General features: G+C 43.7%; 14 protein-coding genes and 1 tRNA gene. 5 read left to right on the forward strand and 10 right to left on the reverse strand.

All coding sequences use genetic code 11. The features are described from left to right. Positions 1–195: 195 nt before the first annotated feature. Positions 196–543, forward strand: a complete 348-nt coding sequence (locus tag Q4519_RS17805) for a response regulator (protein ID WP_303514608.1) — start codon at positions 196–198, stop codon at positions 541–543. Positions 544–575: 32 nt separating this feature from the next. On the opposite strand, the gene Q4519_RS17810 is transcribed toward Q4519_RS17805, so the two are convergent. Further along, entirely contained in the window at positions 576–1,835 is a 1,260-nt protein-coding gene (locus Q4519_RS17810) for a DUF945 family protein (RefSeq protein ID WP_303514610.1), read from the reverse strand. 314 nt (positions 1,836–2,149) lie between these two features. Here Q4519_RS17810 and Q4519_RS17815 point away from each other — a divergent pair, with 314 nt between their 5' ends. Then, positions 2,150–3,448, forward strand: a complete 1,299-nt coding sequence (locus Q4519_RS17815; RefSeq protein WP_303514612.1) for a Na+/H+ antiporter NhaA — start codon at positions 2,150–2,152, stop codon at positions 3,446–3,448. A gap of 57 nt (positions 3,449–3,505) precedes the next feature. Here the strand turns inward: Q4519_RS17815 and Q4519_RS17820 are convergent, their stop codons facing one another. Continuing rightward, complete coding sequence (locus tag Q4519_RS17820) at positions 3,506–4,747, reverse strand: trypsin-like serine protease (protein ID WP_303514613.1); 1,242 nt, start codon at positions 4,745–4,747, stop codon at positions 3,506–3,508. Between the two features lie 708 nt (positions 4,748–5,455). On the opposite strand from Q4519_RS17820, the gene Q4519_RS17825 reads away from it, so the two are divergent. Beyond that, positions 5,456–7,615 carry a sensor domain-containing diguanylate cyclase gene (locus tag Q4519_RS17825; protein ID WP_303514614.1) on the forward strand — a complete coding sequence of 720 codons (2,160 nt, stop codon included), beginning with the start codon at positions 5,456–5,458 and terminating at the stop codon, positions 7,613–7,615. A gap of 106 nt (positions 7,616–7,721) precedes the next feature. On the opposite strand, the gene Q4519_RS17830 is transcribed toward Q4519_RS17825, so the two are convergent. Continuing rightward, a complete protein-coding gene (locus Q4519_RS17830; RefSeq protein WP_232803886.1) occupies positions 7,722–8,684 on the reverse strand; it encodes a methylenetetrahydrofolate reductase in 963 nt (320 codons plus the stop codon). An 830-nt stretch (positions 8,685–9,514) separates the two neighbouring features. On the opposite strand from Q4519_RS17830, the gene Q4519_RS17835 reads away from it, so the two are divergent. Then, positions 9,515–9,874, forward strand: a complete 360-nt coding sequence (locus Q4519_RS17835; RefSeq protein WP_232803887.1) for a hypothetical protein — start codon at positions 9,515–9,517, stop codon at positions 9,872–9,874. Between the two features lie 16 nt (positions 9,875–9,890). On the opposite strand, the gene Q4519_RS17840 is transcribed toward Q4519_RS17835, so the two are convergent. The 4 genes from Q4519_RS17840 to recB are packed head-to-tail and all read right to left on the reverse strand — an operon-like array spanning position 9,891 to position 16,293. Then, the gene (locus Q4519_RS17840) at positions 9,891–10,544 is read right to left on the reverse strand and encodes a YceH family protein (RefSeq protein ID WP_303514617.1); all 654 of its coding nucleotides are present in this window, start codon (positions 10,542–10,544) and stop codon (positions 9,891–9,893) included. Between the two features lie 12 nt (positions 10,545–10,556). Next, positions 10,557–10,883, reverse strand: coding sequence for a hypothetical protein (locus Q4519_RS17845; protein ID WP_232803889.1), 327 nt, complete (start codon positions 10,881–10,883; stop codon positions 10,557–10,559). 11 nt (positions 10,884–10,894) lie between these two features. Beyond that, positions 10,895–12,766, reverse strand: a complete 1,872-nt coding sequence (gene recD / locus Q4519_RS17850) for an exodeoxyribonuclease V subunit alpha (protein ID WP_303514621.1) — start codon at positions 12,764–12,766, stop codon at positions 10,895–10,897. Beyond that, a complete protein-coding gene (gene recB / locus Q4519_RS17855) occupies positions 12,760–16,293 on the reverse strand; it encodes an exodeoxyribonuclease V subunit beta (RefSeq protein ID WP_303514623.1) in 3,534 nt (1,177 codons plus the stop codon). Before recB ends, recD begins: the two co-directional genes overlap by 7 nt. 158 nt (positions 16,294–16,451) lie before the next feature. Here recB and Q4519_RS17860 point away from each other — a divergent pair, with 158 nt between their 5' ends. Then, the gene (locus Q4519_RS17860; protein ID WP_303514625.1) at positions 16,452–17,540 is read left to right on the forward strand and encodes an AI-2E family transporter; all 1,089 of its coding nucleotides are present in this window, start codon (positions 16,452–16,454) and stop codon (positions 17,538–17,540) included. A gap of 561 nt (positions 17,541–18,101) precedes the next feature. Here Q4519_RS17860 and recC read toward each other — a convergent pair. The 3 genes from recC to Q4519_RS17875 form a co-directional block, all read right to left on the reverse strand. Beyond that, on the reverse strand, positions 18,102–21,500 hold the full coding sequence (recC, locus tag Q4519_RS17865) for an exodeoxyribonuclease V subunit gamma (protein ID WP_303514627.1): 3,399 nt from the start codon (positions 21,498–21,500) through the stop codon (positions 18,102–18,104). 78 nt (positions 21,501–21,578) lie between these two features. Beyond that, a complete protein-coding gene (locus Q4519_RS17870; RefSeq protein WP_303514629.1) occupies positions 21,579–22,496 on the reverse strand; it encodes a Dyp-type peroxidase in 918 nt (305 codons plus the stop codon). Positions 22,497–22,649: 153 nt separating this feature from the next. Then, positions 22,650–22,725, reverse strand: a tRNA-Thr gene (locus tag Q4519_RS17875). Between the last annotated feature and the right edge of the window lie 111 nt (positions 22,726–22,836).

Below are 22,836 nucleotides of genomic sequence, written 5' to 3' on the forward strand. Positions count from 1 at the left end.
GATATAACGAGTTCCAGTCTACAAGGAAGTGAATAGCATAAAAAAATCACTTTTAATAACACAAACTATCGGATATACCGATAATTAAGAACACTTAGGCGCTTAGTGTTCGAAATGTTAACTAGCTATTAGCCAATTGAAAACACCGAACGTATTATTTTAAAAAACCAATTTTTACAGGGAAGTTAATAACAAGTGAACATTCTACTCGTTGATGATGAGCCCGATATTATTAATTGCTTAACAGATTGCTTGGAGCTACTCGGCCACCAAGTTGACGCAGCAGAAAGCGGCCAACAAGCATTAGCGACTATGTTACACCGAGTACCCGACCTGATTATTTCAGATATTCGCATGCCCGAAATGGACGGAATAAAATTAAAGCAAAGTATTCCAGATCATATCCCGTTTATTTTTATGAGTGGGCATTTAGATGATGAACGCGCACTGCAGAGCACAGGGATAAATTATCGGCACTTTTTAGTTAAACCTTTTAAATTGGCGCAACTAAAGGCGAGTTTAAAAGAGGTGAGTGACGACTGAGCTTACAGGCTCAGTCGTCCCAAGGGATAAAGTTACATCCCAGGCAAAGGAAAAGTATTATCATTTACCACTAGTTGGCCGTCTTTTAACGACCCCTTCAGCACTAACTCTTCACCGTTTTGCGCCAACACCCCAACCATCATGGCAACATTCAGTTGATCACCTATGCCTGGTATTTCAAGAAATTTATTAGACATACGTGCATTGGCTGAAGCAGAAATATAACCTAATGCAGCCTGTGGACCGCGCATTAGGATAGTCTTATCAATGGCTCCTGCCGGTAAATTAATGTTGATATCAGCATTAACGTCGCCCCAAGGGGTTTGCGATGTTAACTTGGATACAGAGACATTCGCTCCTTTTCCAACTAGATCAAATACCAACTGCTGTGCCAACGCCTCATCAATTTGTTCAGGGTTAGTCTGCAAGCGAGATAACTCAAGCAAAGCGGTTTCATCTAACCCTGTCACATTGAGCTCAAACGCAGTATTAGAAAATGCCAATAGCTCATCTCCCATCAACACATAGTTACCAACTGTGAGACCCAGTAGTGTGTCTAAGGTATTAGCTTGAGAGCCTTGTTTAAAAGCTGTCTGCATTGTAACTTGGGTAAAATCGGCATTAGCTTCATCGGTGCGTACTTCTGCTTCGGCTATCTTAAATAAGTAGTCATAAGTCATCAGGCTGGAACCGGCTATCTGAGCAAAATCACCATCAACCTTAAAGTCTTTAAACACAAAGCGCTCACCGTCTTGGCTACTAATATTCAACGACGCCAATTCAATTAATGACTGACCTGACATTTCGTTTAAATTCATGGAATAAGTCATGGTCACAGGCGTCATGGACACTGTGTTTCCGCCTTCAGTAAGATCAATTGGTGCTAGCTGAGCATCCCCTTGTAGCTGCCCCAGCAAATTGATCTCATCCTGCGCTGTAAAGGGAGCCGTTGTACCAAACAACTTTTGCACGACCTCTTTGCTGGTCTCGTCCGTTACTGATACTTTAGAATTGATAACCGCTTTATAAGGCCAGTGCTGGACATCGCCATCTACTAACAACACCCATTTCTGTTCGGCAATGTCGGGGTTCTCAAAGGTTAATTCGATCTGTGACTGCGCAGCTAAAAAGCCCTTATCGTAGTTCACTAGTTTTGCATTAACGCCATTATCTTGTTGATTCGTTTGTTCGATTAATGCAGTTACTTGCTGCTGGGTGTACTCGCCAACATAGTAAACGCTACCAGCGCCAGCGGCTGCTAAAACAGCAACTGCGATCAGGGTCTTTTTCATGTTTAACCTTATTTAAGAAAATTAACGTCGCAGAGGCTAGCAAAACAACTCAATGAATCCTAGTCTCAAACCATCAGAATGCATTAAGCATCAAAATTTTATAATGAATACATCTCAATTGAAGCGTACTCCAACAAAATTTAAGCCCTGAATACCAACAAAAGAGCAACTAACATGGGTTAACATAAATAGAAAATAGTGAAAAACTTAGCGACAAAAACCAAGCGCCCATCTAAAACACAATTTTTTTTATCAATTTCAAATTTTTACTGTAACCTTATATTTTATTTAGATTCTATTTAAAGGAGCATTCTATGGCCGGAAAGAAAATGGCCTGGCTACACAGCCCTATAACAGGGGGAGCACTATTAGTTGCCGCCACTTTAGCCGCCTTGCTTTGGGCAAACTTAGCCCCTGAGCATTATCATCACTTTTGGCATGCAACAATTTGGCAAGTAGGCGCAGGCACTAAAGATGTACACAGCATTAACCTACATGCCATTGCCAACGAATTCTTAATGGCAATATTTTTCTTTTTTATCGGCTTAGAGATCAAGCGTGAGTTATTGGATGGTGAGCTGTCTTCGGTGAAAAAAGCCGCGTTACCCGTTGTTGCTGCGCTAGGTGGTGTTATTCTTCCTGTGGTTATTTATTTTGCCTTTAATGGCGGCACTGATACTGCACGCGGCTGGGGCGTGCCTATGGCAACCGATATCGCCTTCGCCTTAGGCGTGCTCGCTTTAGTTGGCAGCAGGGCTCCGTTGGCATTAAAAGTCTTCTTATCAGCACTGGCAATTGGTGATGATTTAATGGCTGTACTGGTTATTGCCATTTTTTATACTTCCGAGATTAACTTCAGTGAATTGCTTTACGGCATTATAGGCTTAGCCATTCTTGGTGCGGCCAACCGTTTCGGTGTACGCAAACTTTGGATTTACTATGTTGCGGGCTTAGGTATTGTTTGGATGGGCTTTTTAGCTTCTGGTGTACACGCTACCATTGCTGGAGTCGCGGTTGCATTCACCGTACCATCACGCCGTGGTATGGCGATGAATGACTACTTAGAAAAATTAAAGCACCTCATGCATAGCTTAGAGGCCGACCGTCACGATAAGGCTGACGTACTTAGCAAGCACGCTATAAAAACATTAAGAAAAATTAAACACTTAAGTTACGAAGCATCCAATCCGTTACAATTGAAAGAGAAAGCATTACACCCTATTGCGACCCTCTTCATTGTCCCAGTGTTTGCACTAGGCAATGCGGGTATTCCAATTAACCAAGAAATCATGTCGCAGTTATTAAGCCCTATTGCTTTAGGGGTCGGGCTCGGCTTGTTAGTCGGTAAACCTTTAGGTATTTACTTATTCACTCGAGCACTGGTTGCCTTAGGAATCGGTGCTCTACCGGAAGGGATCACTTGGCGCCATATTATCGGTGCAGGCTTTCTCGCTGGTATGGGCTTTACCATGTCGATATTCATTACCGACCTTGCATTCATTGCTGAAGTTAATCAGTTAACGTCAAAAATGGCGGTACTTATTGCCTCCGTTATTTCAGGTGTGATTGGCTATATTTTACTGACACAAACTCCAAAAGTGACAGAAAAGTAAATGGAATAAGAAGCACAACCCGATAAAAAGCGCGGAAGGCCGCGCTTTTTTTGTTTGTTAATATCGTTTTCTAAGTCCTAATCCAGCTAAAACAAGCAAGCTCAACCAAGACAGACTGCCACCACTCGAAGATGAGGTTGGAGTGACAGTAGGAGTAGGGAGTGGCGGGGCAACGGTCGGAACAGGAGTCGGTTCAGGTGACACAGGGGCGACAGTAAGTACAATCTTTGACGAAATAAAGTCATTAGAGCCATCATTGTCTAAATCTTCATTCAACCGAGCAATCACTTGATAAGTAAAGCGATTCGACGTTGAGCCAGGGGCAAGATAAGGATAATAAAGTAAAGGAATAGACAAATGAGTATGAGGTAAAATCTGTGTATCAAACTCACCATATTGCACCATTAAGCCCTCATTTGATGTAATGATATCTGCCAGACTAACCACTTGCGATGAATCATTATGTAGCGTAATGCTAAAGGGATATTCCTCAAGCGAAGGCACTTCATCCACCACTTTATCCGCCAACCAAACCTGACTTAAGTTAGCTTGCCGCCAAGTACTAAAGTAGCTGATATCGCTATAACCACCAGGGATATTTTCTTCACCACACGCTTGCCCATAACCAGCACTCACAAGTCCCACTTGCTGCCATTGTCCTTGATTAAATGCAACGAGCGGCCCACCACTATCACCAAAACAAGCATCTCGGTTAAGCCTACCACCCGCACAAATAACCCCATCAGGTAAATTTAGTCCACTGCAATCAGCATAAGGCACGTCAACTTGATTGAGCTGTGGACCATATTCATCGCCCGCTGGATTGATTGCCCCCCAGCCAATGACACGGAACAGGCTTTGATAAGGAATATTTGCGAAATCAAGAGGTTTGATTAGTTGAACCGGCGTCGCTGTACTTGCTCGTTCAAGATGAATTAAGGCAATATCGTTGGATAGATCTACGGGACTAAAACTAGGGTGGGTAAATATTTTATCGGCGCGTAGCAACTCACCTTGCTGACTTAAATTTGTGATCCCCAAGCGCGCATGCAACTGGCCGCTGTAACTGGCATCAGCCACACAATGGGCTGCCGTTAACACCCATTGCGGCGCAATTAACGAGCCTCCACAAACATGAAAAAATTCCTGATTATATTCAACCTGCAGGCTCACCATCCAAGGTACAACTTGATTCACAGCAGTACCGCCGACAATCCGTGGGGCAATTTCAATAGGACTCGTTTGAGCGAAAACAGGGGGCGATAAAACTAACACAGAACCAATCAGAAACCATTTCATATTGAGCACTCCATCAATGAATTCAGTGACTTTAACAAAGAGTCAACTAAAACGATACGAGAGAAACAGGAGGAGAGCTTACTGAGGAGAAAAAATCTGCCGGCAAACGTTAGGGCTATCAAAACATCGATATTGCCGGCAGTAAAAAACGCTATATCTATATATCAAGATTAAAGTCCGTCCTAGCCAGTAATTACCTGATGCATAGAAGATACACTCGCTAAGCTTAACCGGAGCTTAACCAGTTCGTCCTACAGCAATATAAAAGCTTAAATTTCCAGTACGCAAACCTCATTCAAGTCAGGCAGCTTACCCGGTGACTTTTTTCCAATAAGAATGTAAAGGATTTTCGCATGGGCCATAAAATGAATGGACTGCCTCGCCCCTCTTTAGTCGAAACAGCCATTAACTCCGTAATTTTTTGAGCGTCTAACGATGTTTTCTTAGACGAATATCTGCCGCAAGGATGCAGCGGTTAAGCCATCAACAGCTTTTGAGGGATGATTTCACAGCGTTTCGTATAGAAAATTCCACTGTGTTCGCTTGGTTGATTGTATTTTGTACATTCATGCGCTCGCCCTTCATCAGTTATAATGCTCAAGCTCTCCTGCAACCTTAATCACAATCGCAATAGATAAAACACAGCCATGAACGAGTTAGCCTATACTTCAGAGTGTTAAAAAGAAGGAACCTTGCAGACGAGGCCATATGGGATCTATCAGCGATGCGGAATTGCTCATCTTAGAGCAGAAATTACATAGTTTTCAGGATGTCCGCCAACTGTGCGAGTGTTTATTTGAATTTATTTTCAAACGTACCGAAGCCATTAACGCCTACCTGTTAGCACAGGAGCAAAATTTTGAAATAATTAGCCAGCAAAAAAAGTCGCACCCTGCTCGACATGAAAGTATAACTCTTGAACAAGCTGAACTTGAGGTGCCAGAAGAGGTGTTATGGTTGTTTTTTCAACGAGGAAGCCAGCTTACTCCTTTTTATAATTACGAACAAATACCAGAACTCATTTTAGAAAAGCATAAGTACGCCGACTTTGCGCGATTCTACGGGGTGAACCTACTGCAAATTCATCAAGAGCAGCTATTGCTGCTAGTTGAACTTCCACAATCAGCCAACGCACCAGCCAGCTGCAAAGGCGATTCCAACCTTCTCAATATATTGCATCAAACTGCATTGGCTATGCAGGGGTTTGAACTAAAGCAAAAAATTTTTCAGCAAACATTTGAGCGAGATAAGAAAGAGGGCTTTTTAAAAGATGAAATAAGTCGACAAAAAGTTTTTATCGAGCATATGAATAAATTACAGCAAGTAAATTTAAAGCTAAGTAGCTGTTTAGATTTAGATAGCTTGTACCTTAACGCTGTCACCAGTATACGAGAAGAGCTTGGCTTTGACCGAGCGAGTTTGTTTTTAATTGATCATTCAACACAGTCAATGTCCGGCACTTATGGCACAGATACGAGAGGAGTTACCACTGATGAATATCAAGCAAATTTTAAACTCTCAACCTTAGCTCCGATATTTTTCGAGGCCTTGAGTAACCCTAAACAAAACCTAGTCATACTAGAAAACGCCCCCCTTTATACCCTTAAGGATATTGTCGGACAAGGTTGGAATGCAATGTTGATTTTACGCGATGGAGAGCAAGCGATTGGCTGGCTTGCCATCGATAATTTAATTAACAAAGCACCTTTACATGAATATCAAAAAAAGCTGCTGCAGCACTATGGCGCAGCCTTATCTCAACAGCTCATTCGTCGGCGCAGTGAAAGTGATTTGATTTTTCTCAACAATGCTATTTCTGAAATGTCTGATGCCAGTAGTGTACTAGACGTATGCCACATCGCTGTTAAATTAGCCCGCACTAAAATGAATTTAGACCGAGTGGCGATTATGCTCAGCAACAGTGACAACACTAAGCTAACCGGAACATATGGTACTGACATGACTGGAAAAGTTGTGGATGAGTCTTACTATGAATCGGCCAAGCCTGATACTGAAATAATGCGTTTGGCAACCACCTCTGGAAAAAATTACTGCTTTATGGACCCAGCGCCGCTTTATCAAGATGCAAAAATAATTGGCTATGGCTGGAATATGGTGGTGTGTCTACGCAGTAAAGACGCCATCATGGGATACCTGTTCGCCGATAACTTTACCCACCGTCGCGTATTAAATTCAGGACAAAAAGAATTGATCCGTTTATTCGGTCTTAACGTGGCACAAATGATCTCAAAACGCCGCGCTGAGGAACAAGTGATTGCGTTTAATATTGAACTTGAAGCAAAGGTCGCGCAACGCACCTATGAGCTAGAAACCCTCAATAAAAAGCTAGAAACCCTATCCACAGAAGATCCCCTCACCGGATTGCATAACCGACGTAGCTTTGAACAAACGTTAGAAAATGAATGGAGCCGCATGACAAGGCTTAAAAAGCCTCTATGCGCAATCATGCTAGACGTTGATTTTTTCAAAAATTATAACGATTTATACGGCCATCTAAGTGGTGATGCATGTTTGAAAGACGTTGCCGATTCACTAAAGAAAGTGTGCCACCGGGCAACAGACTGCTGCGCTCGTTTTGGCGGCGAAGAGTTTATTGTCTTATCGCCCGACACCAACGCAGAGCAAGGCCAAGTGATGGCAAAGAAAATTCAGCAGACGATCCGCGATTTAAAACTGCCTCATAAGGAATCAAAGGTTAAGCCCTATTTAACTGTATCGATTGGCGTTGCCGCATTAACGCCAACGCCTGAAATCAGTACGAAACAACTTATCGAACAAGCGGATAAAGCCATGTATAAAGCTAAAAGCGCAGGGCGAAATCAAATAGTACTGGCCCCATCAGGTTAACTTTACTAACGGCTTCAGGGGGCGGTTTTCGCCAATCATGAAACAATCAGAACAATGATGATTGCTAATAGCACCTTACTCAAGTCGCTATTATGATTATTAATACTTAAAGCTCTTCTAATTGCTGTTCAGCCAGAGATAGCTCCAAAGTAGCTTTAAGGAGTTTGAACAACAAAATAGCGGCATCTATCTCTTCTTTTCGATTGGTTAAGCTTTCTATATTTAAACCCAATGGAATCCCCAATGGTAAGCAAGCAGATAGAATTTGCTGTAGGTTATTGTGACAAATTTTGATCGACTCAGCCAATGGATTATCTGCAGCTAAAATGCGCAAACTTGTCGCTTCAGGCACTGAAATGCCAAGCCATTCGATAAATTCTAACGTTTTAGCACTACCGCAAGGGGAAAAAGTTAAAATAATACGCGCGGGCTGTTTCCCTTGCTGCTGGCATTCATGGGCGTATCGCGTCAACAAATCGATGGTAGCCTGGGCATCATAAACTGCTTGGGAAATGAAAAACTCACAGCCTTGTTCACCTTTGGTTAACAAACGTAAATGCTCATCGCCTTTTTTAGCGTGGCGCTCTGCAATCGTCACGCCACCCAATTGGAAGTCTAAAGAGTTATTGGCCAGCACTTGATAAGCACCTGCCAAAGGCAGTTTAATATCACCCTCAGAAGAAGGACTTCCCACCAGCACTAAATCCCGAATAGAAAAATCTTGCCAAGCCTGCTCTAACCACGCAGAAAAATCAGCCTCATCACGTTGCGATACGCTTTTATAGGTAATCACTTCACGACCAGATTGCTCTCGTAATAATTGGCTATACATACGGGGATCATGAGTTGATTTAAACGGAAATGGCCGTGGCTTATCAATCCGCGAGGTTTCATCTTGTATGTCGTAGACGATCAAACCGTCGAACTCAATCTCATCGAGTCTCGCCAACAACTTTGCGGCAATAGTGCTGACTTGATCAAGCTCAGTATTTTCTTTCGGTGGCGTCGTGCCAATAAAGTAAACACCGCGGCTAAGCTCGGTAAATTTCTGTTTTAACGTTGATTCCATAACAAGGCTCCTGAAAATACTGACAGAATTGTCGCACACTCACAGGATAAATCTCAAACTTGTGCAAATATATTTCTAATTTGTATTTGCTCAATAAGAGTTTTGGTTCCACAATTAACTTGAGATATGCAAAAGCTTCCCATCGCATATCGGATCTGGCAGAGCCACAAGGCCAGCCAGTTGTTAGTAAAGTGCTAATAATGAAACAAACGTAATATCGAAAGTGTTATAGCGAAACATAAAAGTGAAAAAGCAATAGAAAGCAACACCAGTGTTAGTAACTGAGTAACAAGTAAAACTTAATACCTAGTTAACAACAGAGGAGCCAGTGTAAACGTATCTATTATGAACACAGCTGATGCCACCAGTTAAGCGTTTGACAAAAGTAAAAAGTGATAAAAAAGCATCAGCATCGGGTGTTTTGCCCCAAGATAGAGAACAACCCTTGCGGCATTGAGAATAATAGAGCCGAATAGTAACTTTTATTAAATAGTAGCTTTATGAACATTGCGTTAAAAAATGCCTTCTTCCGGCAGATTAAAGTGATTGACTCAGTGCAGACCATCGCCAAGTAGTCCACTTACACTAGGCCATGTAGCGCCCCCATCAAAGGAAGAAGGCTTTCTAACCCTTCCAGAGTAGATCACCATTTACAGCGTTTGTTAATACCTTTTGATCCTGTTAACAAATAATGTAACAAAGCAGTCAAAAACAAGATCCATGATCACACCTCTCCTCATTGTGATTTGCGCTTTCTTCCCTACAAGGTAACTATTAACTCATGGATTAGTAGTTTTATTGTCTAACTTATTAGGCTATTGCAGGTCATTATGCGAAGCATCACCGGAACCTTACTTGGCTTGTTTGCTTTGTCCAGCGGAAAAGCAACTGCCACACAAATGCTCGGGCAAGACGTCGCGCAAGCGCAACTCGAGCTCAGAGCATTTCATCACGAGCAGGCGTTGTTTTTCGCTAACCGTGCAATCCAAGCGGGTGAATACATGGCGCAGTTGGCGGGATTAAACATCAAAGCGATGGCCTATATGGATTTAAATGATGTAAATAGTGCAGATCTAGCCATTACTGAATTAGCTGTGGCCAACCAGTTGAGTTATCTAGAGCAAAAAGCGCAGCTACAAGAATTGTATGCTGAATTTAATGAAATTCGACTAGGCCATTTGGCTGCCTAGTCGTAGTGAGTGACGGTTAATCTAACAAATCTGATATTTTTTGCTGCAGCTCAGCAACGGTTTGTTTCAATACCGCCACTTCTGATTCCAACTGCTCCAATCGGCTATTATCATTGCCCAGATTTTCACTTGCTACACTCGCCACCGTCAATTCAGCCTCATTAACTTCACTAAACAAATGCACATAGCGACTCTCACGCTTACCGGCTTGTCTTGCTAGCTTTTTCACTAACGGTGTTGCGCGCTGTGACATTGCATCTAAACAAGCTTCAACCTCAGTAACATCCGCAAACTCATGTAGTCGCTGGGTGCGCGTTCTTAGCTCACCCGGTGTTTGCGGACCGCGCAAGAACAACACGCCTATGATCGCCAATTCGGCATCCGATAGCTTTAATTCACCAAATTCAGTGTTACAAAAACGATGAGCATACTTATTAACTCGACTACCAAAACCTGACTCTACCGTCACCAAGCGCTTTTTATTAAGCTCATCTAAGGTATTTTGCAGGTCGTTATCGCTCATTGCTAACACCGGATCACGATTGCTTTTTTGATTACAGGCACTTAACAAACCATTGGACGTTAACGGATAATAATCCGGTGTGGTAACCGCCTTTTCAAATAAACATCCCAGCACTCGGGTTTCAAATAAACTCAGATTTTGTTCCATCGAAGATTCCTTCTAACTAGCAATAATACGAATGCGACTGTTCACACCTTCGTCAGCAAAGCGTTGATTTACCAATGCCACCCCTTCCATAAAGCCCATCAACACTTCAGGACAATTGTTGATGACCATTTCAACGCCTGACAACATGATGGTGAGATGCTCATCACCACTTAGGTAAATACCCGTTAGTTCGTCGTCATCCTCAATCATATTGATCATCGCATTAGTCCATGACTCCATGTCATGGTCATAAAAGCCTGTGAATTTAAACACATGGAAGCTTTCGCCATGAAAGTCTTGCCAACCATACACAGTGGATAAATCTAAATATACTTTCATTATTACTCCGATTATTTAGCGGCTAATCGCTCGATTAACCCGCTCGCTCGCTGCGTTTTTTGTCGCACCGCTTGATTTAATATATGCACAGGGGCAAACAAACTTAATTTCTTTTTCGCTCGAGTAATGCCAGTGTAAACCAGTTCTCGGGTTAATACTGGATTCATCGCTTCAGGCAGCATCATCACTGTATGATCAAACTCTGACCCCTGGCTTTTATGCACTGTCATCGCAAACACGGTTTGATGAGTAGGTAAACGACTCGGTAAAAAGTGATGCACTTTACCATCGGCCAGTTCAAAGTAAATCCGCTTATCTCCCGACTCATTGGCTAAACACACACCAATATCGCCATTAAATAAACCCGCTTGGTGATCGTTTTGACTGATCATCACCGGCCGCCCGATATACCAAGGCCCATTATCTTGATTAAGGCTGATTAGATTTTTCTCACTCAGCCAGTTCTCAACCTGTTCGTTTAATCCTGCTACACCATAAGCTCCTTCACGTAGCGCCACCAGCAGTTTAAATCGGTTAAATGATTCAAGAATTTGCCGTACATGTTCATCAAAGCGGGCTCCTGTTGCTGATGTTTGTTTTAACAGCTCTAGATAACAGCCGTAACCTGCTAGTACCATGGCTTTGAGCTGTTCTTGTTGGTCGAGGGCGAATAACTCAATATCAGCAAACTTATCCCACAATGGCGGAATCTGCTCCGCTCGGCCCTCGTTGACCGCTCTGGCTAAAAAGCCAATGCCCGAGTTTTCATTAAATCGGTAACTTTTTTGCAGTTGACAAATATTATCCGCCATTACACAAGGCGCCGCGCTCACCTTATGGTGATGAACTAAATCAAAACCAGTGAGCTGCGCCAATTGCTCAGCGCGCCCTTGGCTGTAACCTTGTTCTACGAAGCTACAAATATCGCCTAATACCGAGCCAGCCTCAACGGAGGCCAATTGATCCTTATCGCCCAGGAGAATGAGCTTGGCGGATTTCGGCAACGCCGCCAATAGCCTTGCCATTAAGGAAAGATCCACCATTGATGCTTCGTCGACCACTAACACATCTAAATGCAGCAGGTTTTCTTGATGATGCCTGAATTCATTGCGCCCCGGGATCACGCCAAGCAATCTATGTATGGTCGAGGCTTGTACTGGAATTCCTTGTTTAACTTGTTCAGATAATTTTAACGACGCCAGCGCGCCGCCAATGGAAGCGGTTAAACGCGCCGCCGCCTTTCCGGTTGGCGCTACTAAGCGAATATCTAAGCTTTGTTCTTGCTGTTGGGCCTGCATAATAAGCAAGGCTAATAATTTGGTGACTGTGGTGGTTTTACCCGTGCCGGGGCCACCGGATATCACTGAAATGGGCGATGTTGCCGCCACCGCCGCCGCGACTTTTTGCCAGTTAATCTCATTGCTATTGCCACGTTCAGCAAATAACTCAGCTAAAGCAGATGTTAATGTTGCACTATTGCTAATGTTTGCAGGTACCGCTAAACGTTGGCTGACTTGCTGTTCAAACTGCTGGTAACGAGATAGATAAACCCGGCCTAATTCAAACTGCATCGGCCGCCCATCACCGACAACCTGACTGGCCGCTAAATGCTGTGGCCAACTGGCGCGTGGTGGCAGTGCTAATTTATCGAGTTCATAGCCTTGCAGCGGTCCGCCCGAGGCAAAGAGTTTATCGATGTGCGCTACGTCGAAACAAACGTGACCTTGCCCTAATTCATAGCTAGCAAATGCAGCACAGAATGTTGCTAAAGCTTGGGTATCGTCATCATCTTGCTGACTCAGTTCATTAATCAACTGCGCAAAGTAGTAATCTAAAGGGCGAATTTTATTGACGCGATGCAGTTCGTTAAGTAGGGCTAGCATAGCACTTCCTCCCCGGCGAACAGCTGATCAAGGGCATTAATAAAGTTAACATCCGGTTTAGTAAAAAACACACCATCACCACCAGGCTGCATACCGCGTAAAAATAAGTAATAAACGCCGCCAAAGTGCTGAGCATAATCATAATTAGGTATACGCTGCCTTAAGAACCGATGCAAAGCCAAGCTGTACAGCTGATACTGAAAATCATAGCGGTGCGCTATCATGCCCTGCGCCATCGCCTGCTGATGATAATCACTGAGCTGATTACCCAAATGATTCGACTTGTAATCTAAGACGTAATACTTGCCTTGGTGCTCAAAGGTTAAATCGATAAAACCCTTTAACATGCCCTGAACTTGGTTAAACTTCAACGCCCCTGCCTGCTGTGATAGCGGATCAAAGCGCAGCAGTAATTGATTTAGGGGCGACGCGGAAATAGCGGCTATGGGTAAATAAAACTCCATCTCAACCAGCTTTTTATCTTGCGTGAGATCGGCCAAAGCAAAACCTTGGCCTAAGTCTTTCGCCAATACTTGCTCTACCCACTCAACTAATACATCCAGCCATTCCACTTCATAACCTTCTTGCTCTAACTGCTGCAAAATTAACTCAGTTAAGCTTTGGCGGTCTGCGTTAGCAAAATCAATATTTTCAAACAAGGTATGTAGAAAAGTACCGGCACGTGCGCCTTTGTAAAAGCTAAACACATTCTTCCCTTCTTCGGCTTCCACTTCTACCGCGACGGGTAACTCTTCCTTACGAGGTAACGGCGCATGCTCATGCAATCGGGATAACGCAGAATAGCTAGTGACCCACCAGTTGGTTTCGATGGTGCCATTAAAAATAGCTGACGCAATGCGCGCTTGTGAGTCTTTAACCTCTTCATATAAGGGCTCAGGGATATCATCTGGCGCACTAATGGCAATATCGGGACAACGCTGAGCTAATTCTGTTAACTGTTGCTTTAAGCCAGCTAAGTCCATTTCTTGCCCTTGCTGAATCAAGTAGCCAATAGCAGATTGATGTAAGTCGGAAATAGGGCTTTTACCAATGCGCGACTTCAGCGGCGCTAAGCCAAGGTAGCAAGCATGCACACTGCGAGTGAGAGCCACGTAAAGCAAGCGTAAATCTTCCGCTAAGCGCTCTTTATCGGCCGCTACAATATGCTCAGGTGCGCGACTTAAGTCGATATACTGTTGCCCAGTTGCCTCGTCGTGATATAAAGCGGTGGTTTCGGCGCGAAAATTACAGACAAAGGGCAGGAAAACAAAATCGTATTCCAAGCCTTTTGATTTATGGATAGTGACTATCTGCACTAGATTTTGATCACTTTCCAAGCGTAATTGTTGCTCATCAGCATTGCCATTGGCGTTGTTAATTTGCTCCATATACCAACGCACTAAGGCAAATTGACCTTCTAACTCAAAGCTGGCTTGTTGTAGTAACTCGGCTAAGTGCAGTAAATCAGTCAGCTCACGCTCGCCATTTAATTCACCCAGTAAACGCGCGCAGATCCCTTGCTGTGATAACAACTCGCGGATCATCACCAACACGCCCTGCTTTTGCCAGCGAGTATGATAATCGACAAATTCGGCTATCTTTTGCTCCCACGCGTTTTCGTCTTCGAACAGCTCATTTAAAGCAATCGCACTGTAGTTAAATAATGACGTAGTTAACGCGGCACGTAACAAACGATCATCGGTTGGTGTTAAACACGCAGCCAGCACGCGATACAGATCAACGCCTTGGGGAGTGGCAAAAACACTGTCTCGATTCGATAAATAGACGCTTTTTATGCCCTGATCTGACAGCGCCTGTTTTACCCGAGCCGCTTCTCGCCCAGTGCGAACCAGCACCGCAATAGAGCCGGCATTAATTGCCTTGGTCTTGCCATTAGCATCTTTAATGTAGTTACGTCCCTGCTGCGACGCACGCAATAAGCGGTTAATTTGATTGGCGCAGGTCAGCGCCATTTGGTTTTGGTAATCGTGCTTATTAAGCAAACCCGCTTCAGGCTCGCTAAGCCAAATATTTAAGGCGGGCGGTGTCTGTTCATCAAATAGCCATTGCTTAGCAGGCTTACCTTCGGGGTAACTCACCCCTTGAAAGCTAATATCTTGATCGTAGATAAACGGCTTATTGGCATGGAGAAACACCTGGTTCACGCCATTGATCATACTGGCCGATGAACGATAGTTGTAACCTAAGGTGTAATGATCGCTAATCTCGCGGCGCGCTTGAATATAAGTAAAAATATCCGCGCCACGAAAGCCATAAATCGCCTGTTTCGGATCGCCAATCATAAACCAGCCAGCATCAGTGCTCGCGCCATAAATATGATGAAATATTTGGTATTGGATTGGGTCCGTATCTTGAAATTCATCGATCATCGCCACCGGGTAAGCCTGACCAATACTCTCAGCCAATAATTGACCACTTGGGCTAGCCAATGCGGCGCCAAGGTTTAACAGTAAGTCATCAAAACTCAGTTCATTGGTTTGCTGCTTAGCTTGGGATAAGCGCGCTTTAACCCATTTTAGCCCCTGCTGCAGAGCATGCTCTTTAATGGATAAAGGCGCACTTAACAGCTCTTCTATGAATGTAAATACCGGATGCTCTGGCGCTGCGCCTTTGTCGGTTTTATTAAACAATTCGGCTTGGCTAAATTTACTAAGCTTATCGCTAACCTGATAATCGATAGTGTCTTGCTGCGCCCAATCCGTAACAGCCACAAACCAGTTCGGCAGGTTCTTTTTACTGTAACTGCGTTTACTGACACCTGAGTCACTAATGATATCTAAAATGTCACTGCCAGCCTCAAGCCACGCGGCCTTTACTTGCTTAATTTGGCTAATAATTTGTTGGTGCTTTTCTGCCAAACTGGCATCGGTTAGCGGCGGCAAGACCGTCAGGTTTGGCTTACTCAGCAAGTTTTGTAAATCACCTTGCAGCGCACTGGGATCGGGCCAAATACTATAAATAACTTGGCTAAGCTCAACATCAAGGGGATAAAAATGAATGCGCCAATAGTCTACGACCGCCAAATACAGTAGATGACTTTGGTCTTGAATTAATTCCGCTTCAAACAGTGCGCCTGATTCAAACGCATGTTGTTTCAGCATCCGCTGACAAAAACCATGAATGGTATACACCGCCGCTTCATCCATCTGCCGCTCGGCATCTTGCAATGCTTGGGCGGCGCGCTGATAGTCAGGAATATCCCTTAATAACGCTTGTCCGACCGGATCATGATCAGGTGCGATGCCATCGATAAAAAACTGCCGCTGCTGGCGAATACGTTGGCGAATACGATCTCTTAATTCAGCGGTTGCGGCTTCGGTAAAGGTCACCACCAATATTTGATCTATGGTCAAAGGTGCATTGCGACGAGCAGCCTCATCACCATGACCTAATAACAAGCGTAATACCAAGCTGGCGATAGTGTAAGTTTTACCCGTGCCAGCTGAGGCTTCAATTAACCGCGGGCCATGTAAGGGAAAAGTAATTGCATCAAGCTGTTGCGCCATAAAAGAGGATCACCGAACTAAGAGCATTAAGATGGCTTAAGTATACCGAATCAAGCTAAAAAAGCTTGCTTACAGCCAACCGAAAGCGTGATTTTACCTTGTGTGCTTTTGGCTCCACGAGTAGAGTATTTATATCTTTATTCATATAGTTAACGAAAATGAAAGCGTTAAATTTTGAGAAACACCCCGGTCGTGTAATCCTTTTACTGGCACTTTGCCTATCGACTTATACCAGCTACTCGTTAATTTCCCCCTATATTGAACCAGTGATCATCGCTTTGATTTTTACCATGCTATGCCACCCACTGCATAACTGGATTAATAACAAGCTCAAACATCGAGAAAATGTCGCGGCTGCGCTGACCTGCACATTAATCACTTGCGTGATCTTATTGCCGATGTTTTTCATCTTTTTAGCCATTTTAAATCAAGCTGCCAGCTACTCTAAAAGCGTGTTAGCTTGGATACAGGCGGGCGGCATCGAGCAACTGATTGCTCATCCGTGGGTGAGCCAAGTACTGCTGCTCGCAAGAGAATGGTTGCCTGTTGATGTATTCGACAGCGCAAAGATTAATCAAGACTTAATGGCGTTAGCTTCAAGCTCAGGTAAACAAGCGTTATCGCTGAGTGCGCAATTTGCTGGCAGTATTTCTAGCTTTATTTTTAGCTTTGTACTAATGCTATTTGTACTGTTTTTTACCTTGCGTGATTATCACAAACTAACCGAGTTTTTACGCCATGCGATTCCATTGTCTCGTAGCCAAGAGGATAGCTTGATCCAGGAAATTCAAATGGTGTCTAAATCGGCATTACTCGGTTCATTTCTTACCGCATTATGCCAAGGCATTGTTGGTGGCATTGGCTTTTGGATTGTTGGGATTCCAGGTCTATTCTGGGGGACTATTATGGCCTTTGCTTCACTGATTCCGGTGGTCGGCACCGCGCTAATTTGGATGCCTGCTGCACTATTTTTACTGTTGACTGGTGAATGGCAATGGGCCGCCTTTTTAGCGGTGTGGGGAGTACTGGTGGTAGGCTCTATCGATAACTTTTTACGGCCAGTATTGATGAATAACATTTCATCAATGAACACTTTAGTTATCTTTCTGTCCCTAATGGGCGGGATCCACGCCTTTGGCTTAATGGGGCTAATTTACGGACCTATCATTATTGCCACTACTTTTGTCTTATTCCACTTGTATGAAACGGAATTTAAAGAATTCTTAAATTACCAAGATAAGCATTAGTTAACCCGAATCATATACCCAAGTAACCTCAAGATGCTTGTTCAGCGAGAATTTTTAGGCTGTTAGGCGCGACGCTGATTTGAGACATAGTAATTCTACGTTGAAAATCAGCAACAAAGCATAACAGCCTACAAAACTCGCCCTTTGGGAGCCGCTCATTATGCCCATTTTTTCGTTAACAAGCCTCGAAAGGGTTGACAATTCCTTAGTCTTTTTGCCTCAAACTGAACAGAATAAGCAGCTCTGAATCCTGCATCTTGAGGTGTCTTGGCTATAGATAAAGGAAAGAGTATATTTTCCCTGCAAAACGCTGTGAATATATCCCTATACGCTTTGCGTTTTCATCCCTGAAAACGAAATTTGCCGGAAAAAAATACTCTATCCAGCGGTAGAAATATTAACCAGAATTGAGGTTATACAGTGCTGGAGGTTGGATGATCCTGGCAGGGTAATGGTTCGAAACTTCATCAGCATGGAAGCTGATGCAGAGCCCACACGGATGTGTTCACGGCGATTTCGAAATATTATCCTGCCAGATTGAGGCGTACACCAAGAATTCCATTAAGGTTCAAAAGGACTAATGTTGGCCATTAACGGGCCAAACAACACTGCACTGTTGGCGGTAAAGTCATCCCATACTAAGTTAAGATCTTGGTAACAACGCGCAATATAAGGGTCTTGTCCCTCACCTTGTGCAACAAAGTTACCCTCAAAACGCTTTAACGCTTGCTCCTTCGCTTTCATTGCCAACGCATCATCAAAACTGTTTTGCACAATATGCGTTGGCTCTTTTTCACAAATTTTAGCCGCCCATTCATAAGCACTGTTAGGAAACAAAGGCAGCGGTTGAGTTTGGCCCTTAAGATATAGACCAACTAACTCGGTGAGTTTTTGCTTGGCATATTCCTGCTCTAACGAATTAAACTCCACACCTTGCACTTTGCCTAATAAGTAACTGGCGCGCGCGGGATAACCCATGGCGCAATATGCTAAGTGTAAAATCCAATGTTGTAGCAAATCTTTACCGTTTAAGCCGCCAGCCTTAAAACTCACTAGGCCTGCGCCATAATGGTTTTTTAACCAGCCGACTAAATTTACCGCTATATCAACGCCGTCTTCCTCATAACAAGAAACGCAACGTAATTCGCAGGCTAAATCCTCATGCTTATGCTCAAGTAAAGGTTGTAGCTGCTGCGCTAAGGTCTTCACTTCATCCACTTGGCGCTGAAACGCCATTAGGCCAAACTGCCCTTGAGGCAGAACACCTTGAGCTTGGACTTCTTCAAATAAAGCGTGAGTGTCTTGGGATGCTAGCTGCTTAATTAAGATCTGGTTACCCAGCAAGTAATTATCTAAACCATTAAGACTAAAGGGCTCATGATCAAACTGTCCGCCCTCTTCTAATGGCAACCACACCTTCAAGGTTTGGTTCATAAAACTCTGACATGGGTGACGAAAAAAGCGGATTAATTGCTGTAAATCCAGCTCTATAGGCTGACTCAACTCCGCGTCAGCAGTCGGCAAGATTTGGCTTAACACCTTACCGTTTTCAACTTCAACAAAACTAAGCTTTTGCTGCCGCTCGCCATCAAACCACCACTGCTGAGCAAAGGTAGTGTAATCACCATTAAAGTAACGCGGGCTAAAAGGTTGTAACGGATATTCAGTCATTAACTGCTTACGCCAATCATCGCTTTCATACTGGAAACCTTGCTCACAGTAATCCAATAACTCACTGACCAGCACCGAAGGCGTACGCTCGGTATTGTCTTTGATGCTACGACTAATGTAACTGATGTATAAGTGTTGCTGCGCCGAACAAAGGGCTTCAAGGAATAGATAACGGTCGTCATCACGACGAGAGCGGTCACCTTTTTCCATTCTTTCCGCCATTAAATCAAAGCCTAATGGCGGAATACTGCGCGGATAAGCACCATCATTCATACCTAATAAGCAAACCACTTTAAAGGGGATCGAACGCATCGGCATTAAGGTACAAAAGTTCACCTGCCCAGCGAGAAAACGTTGCCCACCACTACTCTGGTTAAGCTTTTGCTGTAAGTAATCGCTAATAATCGCAAGACTCAAGGTTTCATCAAAGCCGCTGGCATCCACCTGTTGATGTAGTTGATTTAGCTGCTCTTTAATTAGCATGAGCGCTTCAAAGTCAGCATCATCAACTTGATAGAAATCGTCAAGTAAGGCGAACAAAATATGTTTCCATTGCTCCACCTTGTTCTGCTGTTGTAGCTCACGGCTTAGTTCTATTAATTGATTTACAAACTGGCATAACTTACCAAGTGGTGCGGCAGCCAAACCTTGGCATTCAGTGTAAGGCAAGATCCCTTGGAACATTTGTTGATCCATGGCGTAGCCTAACAACATACGCTGCAAGCCAAACAGCCAAGTGTTTTGCGGCAATTCAGGTAACGAGAACTTCTCGCCATCGCGATGATCCAGCCCCCAGCGTACCCCGCTTTCAATTACCCATTGGCGAATTTGCTCAAACTCGCCTTGGCTAATTTCAAACTTAGCTAACACAGCGGGCACCGCCAGTAACTCGAGTAATTCACTGCTGGTACAGCGCGATAAAGGTAAACGCAATAGCTGAATAAAACTGGTCAGAATAGGGTTTTCTTGGTAAGCACTGCGGTCGGAAATGGAAAATGGAATATGGGTAGCATGAGCCGCGCTGCCAAATACCGCCTGAATGTAAGGGCTATAAGCATTAACATCTGGCATCATCACTATGATGTCTTTTGGTGTGAGATCGGGATCTTGCTGCAGTAATGACAGTAAATGATCGTGCAACACTTCAACTTCACGCATAGCACTGTGACAACCTACTAGCGCCAGTGAGTTGTCGTCTGGCGCGACAGTACGATGAGGTTGCGCAGTGGCATTGTGTAAAGACAGAATATCCGATTGAACCCAAGCTAATAGGTTGTCAGCTGCGGGCTCAATAAAGTGTCCGTAATCATCGACTTGCAACGAATGTAATTGGTATAAAAAGTCCCGCCCGAGCTTACCCATGGAAGCTAGCAGTGGATTACCTAATTGATAACCCATATCAGGATCCAGCTCAAAACTATCGGGAACCAAGGCTTTAGAGCCTTGAATGACTAATTGATTATCCTGTAGCGACAACTCGGTGCGCTGCCTTTGTCTTAAGCGGGCGAGGTATTTGGCATCAACAATATCATCCCAAAACTCTTGGCATGGATTGGTTAAAAACAAATGCACTTCAACATGTTGACCTAATGCTAGCAAGGCCTTTAAATACTCTGGCGCCATAGCTGATATGCCAAACACAAACAGTCGCTTAGGCAACCCTGCGACCTCATTGTGTTGTTGCAACTGGCTAATCAAATCGGCATACAAGCCGGCGCGGTGATAAGGCTTTACACCCTCATCAGTATTGAATTCTTGATTGATTTTTTGATAGAGGGCTTGCCATAAAATAGGTTGCCAAGCTTGCTGTTCTTCCCATTCGGGTCCGGGTAAGCCAGCCTCCCAAGCGTTAATCCACTCAGGTCGATAAACTAAGTATTGATCGTAAATATCCGCAATTTTATGGCATAACTGGTAGCGTTTCAGACTTGATTCATCATTATCTAAATAGATTTTTAATGGCGCGAATGCGGGGTGTTCAAGATAGCTAGGCAGCAAGGTCATTAATGCCCATGCCATCGATTCTTTGTTGTATGGACTTTTTTCTGGCACTCCAGGTAGTACCAATTTAAACATCTGCCAAATAAAACTGGCCGGTAATGGAAAATCTATATTAGCCGCAATCCCCGTTTTCTTTGCCAACTCTAATTTAAGCCACTGCGCCATGCCAGGGCTTTGTACTAGTATCTGCTCAGCAGTAAAGGGATGCTCTAGCGGCTCACTTTGGATCAAGTGGGCGAGGATTTCTTTTAAAAAATCGAGACGATTGGAATGGTATAACTTAAACAAGTGAAAAACTCAGGTTAAGAGCAGATGAAGCTGAGTGTGAAAGATCTTAACCTGAGATGCAAATGTTAGGAGATAACTCTATAAACTATTAAGAAAACTTGCTGGCGGAGCGAAGAAAATCCCACCGGTAACCGCTCGGGTGTAATCCAATAAATGATCATAATGGCCGTCACTATCAGCATAAATCATCTTGCGTAGCGCGATATTCACTACTTCTGGCGTGTTGGCAAAACCAATAAACATACTACCGTGCTCAATGGCATTTCCATAAGGCATATTTTGCCGATACATAGGAATTTCTTTGCCATCGGCATCGGTAGCTTTACCTTTATTAACATGTGCATAGGCAGGCTTCTCTGCGCCAGTTAATTCAATATTTTCTACCTTAGTTCGCCCAATCACCTGCTCTTGTTGTGAGATTTTAAGGTCATTCCACTTGTTTAAGTCATGAATATAGCGCTGTAAGGTTATATAGCTGCCACCTTGATAAGCAGGATCTTCTGCGCCAACAAGGACAGCTTTAGCACGAGCTTGATCCGTTGGATTTTCTGTACCATCAACAAAATCAATCATGTCACGATCTTTAAGGTATTCATAACATTGAATATCTTCACTTACTGTTGCACAACTGGCGAACAGATCTACAAGGCCTTTTGCAATGCGAAAGTTTAAATCCATACGACTTGATTTAATGAAGATAAACACGTCACCCACTGTAGCAGGAAAGTGGCGATTCGCTTCTTTCATCTCAGTAAACGGGACTAAAGCCGCTGGTTTCTCAGTGTTAAATAGCTTATCCCAAGCTGAATCAGAGAATGCGACTAGCCATTCAATATTACATGAACTATCAGCTTGATTGACTGTTTTAATTAAAGCAGGAACGTGCTTCAGTAAAGGAAGGAATTGCTCTGAAATAGCTTCATTATCATTGAGTGTAATAGTAATAAAGTCAGCAAAAGGGCTGCCATCAGATAGCATCGCACTTTGTGTAAACATTGAAACCTCACTTCTCTATAACCCAGCAATAGTTGCCAGATCAGTACATAAAAATATGTTTATTGAAGCTTAATATAGCGAGTAAAAGAAAGCATTTCTCTATCTATATCAAAATAACAGGAGGTATTAGGACTTGTATAACGAAGAAGAAGATGGTGCTGATACCCGGAGTTGAACCGGGGACCTCACCCTTACCAAGGGTGCGCTCTACCAACTGAGCCATATCAGCATTTAGAAAAAAACCCTCGTCTTAGACGAGGGTTCTTATTTGGCGCTTGGCGGTGTCCTACTCTCACATGGGGAAACCCCACACTACCATCGGCGCTGCTGCGTTTCACTT

It is taken from the genome of Motilimonas sp. 1_MG-2023 (assembly GCF_030547455.1).
Taxonomy (GTDB): domain Bacteria; phylum Pseudomonadota; class Gammaproteobacteria; order Enterobacterales; family CBDFNC01; genus Motilimonas.

What these genes read in the sequence shown, in the direction of transcription:
- Q4519_RS17810 (WP_303514610.1), bottom strand. Translation starts at nt 1,835, where the DNA reads ATGAAAAAGACCCTGATCGCAGTTGCTGTTTTAGCAGCCGCTGGCGCT.
- Q4519_RS17815 (WP_303514612.1), top strand. Translation starts at nt 2,150, where the DNA reads ATGGCCGGAAAGAAAATGGCCTGGCTACACAGCCCTATAACAGGGGGA.
- Q4519_RS17820 (WP_303514613.1), bottom strand. Translation starts at nt 4,747, where the DNA reads ATGAAATGGTTTCTGATTGGTTCTGTGTTAGTTTTATCGCCCCCTGTT.
- Q4519_RS17825 (WP_303514614.1), top strand. Translation starts at nt 5,456, where the DNA reads ATGGGATCTATCAGCGATGCGGAATTGCTCATCTTAGAGCAGAAATTA.
- Q4519_RS17830 (WP_232803886.1), bottom strand. Translation starts at nt 8,684, where the DNA reads ATGGAATCAACGTTAAAACAGAAATTTACCGAGCTTAGCCGCGGTGTT.
- Q4519_RS17835 (WP_232803887.1), top strand. Translation starts at nt 9,515, where the DNA reads ATGCGAAGCATCACCGGAACCTTACTTGGCTTGTTTGCTTTGTCCAGC.
- Q4519_RS17840 (WP_303514617.1), bottom strand. Translation starts at nt 10,544, where the DNA reads ATGGAACAAAATCTGAGTTTATTTGAAACCCGAGTGCTGGGATGTTTA.
- Q4519_RS17845 (WP_232803889.1), bottom strand. Translation starts at nt 10,883, where the DNA reads ATGAAAGTATATTTAGATTTATCCACTGTGTATGGTTGGCAAGACTTT.
- recD (WP_303514621.1), bottom strand. Translation starts at nt 12,766, where the DNA reads ATGCTAGCCCTACTTAACGAACTGCATCGCGTCAATAAAATTCGCCCT.
- recB (WP_303514623.1), bottom strand. Translation starts at nt 16,293, where the DNA reads ATGGCGCAACAGCTTGATGCAATTACTTTTCCCTTACATGGCCCGCGG.
- Q4519_RS17860 (WP_303514625.1), top strand. Translation starts at nt 16,452, where the DNA reads ATGAAAGCGTTAAATTTTGAGAAACACCCCGGTCGTGTAATCCTTTTA.
- Q4519_RS17870 (WP_303514629.1), bottom strand. Translation starts at nt 22,496, where the DNA reads ATGTTTACACAAAGTGCGATGCTATCTGATGGCAGCCCTTTTGCTGAC.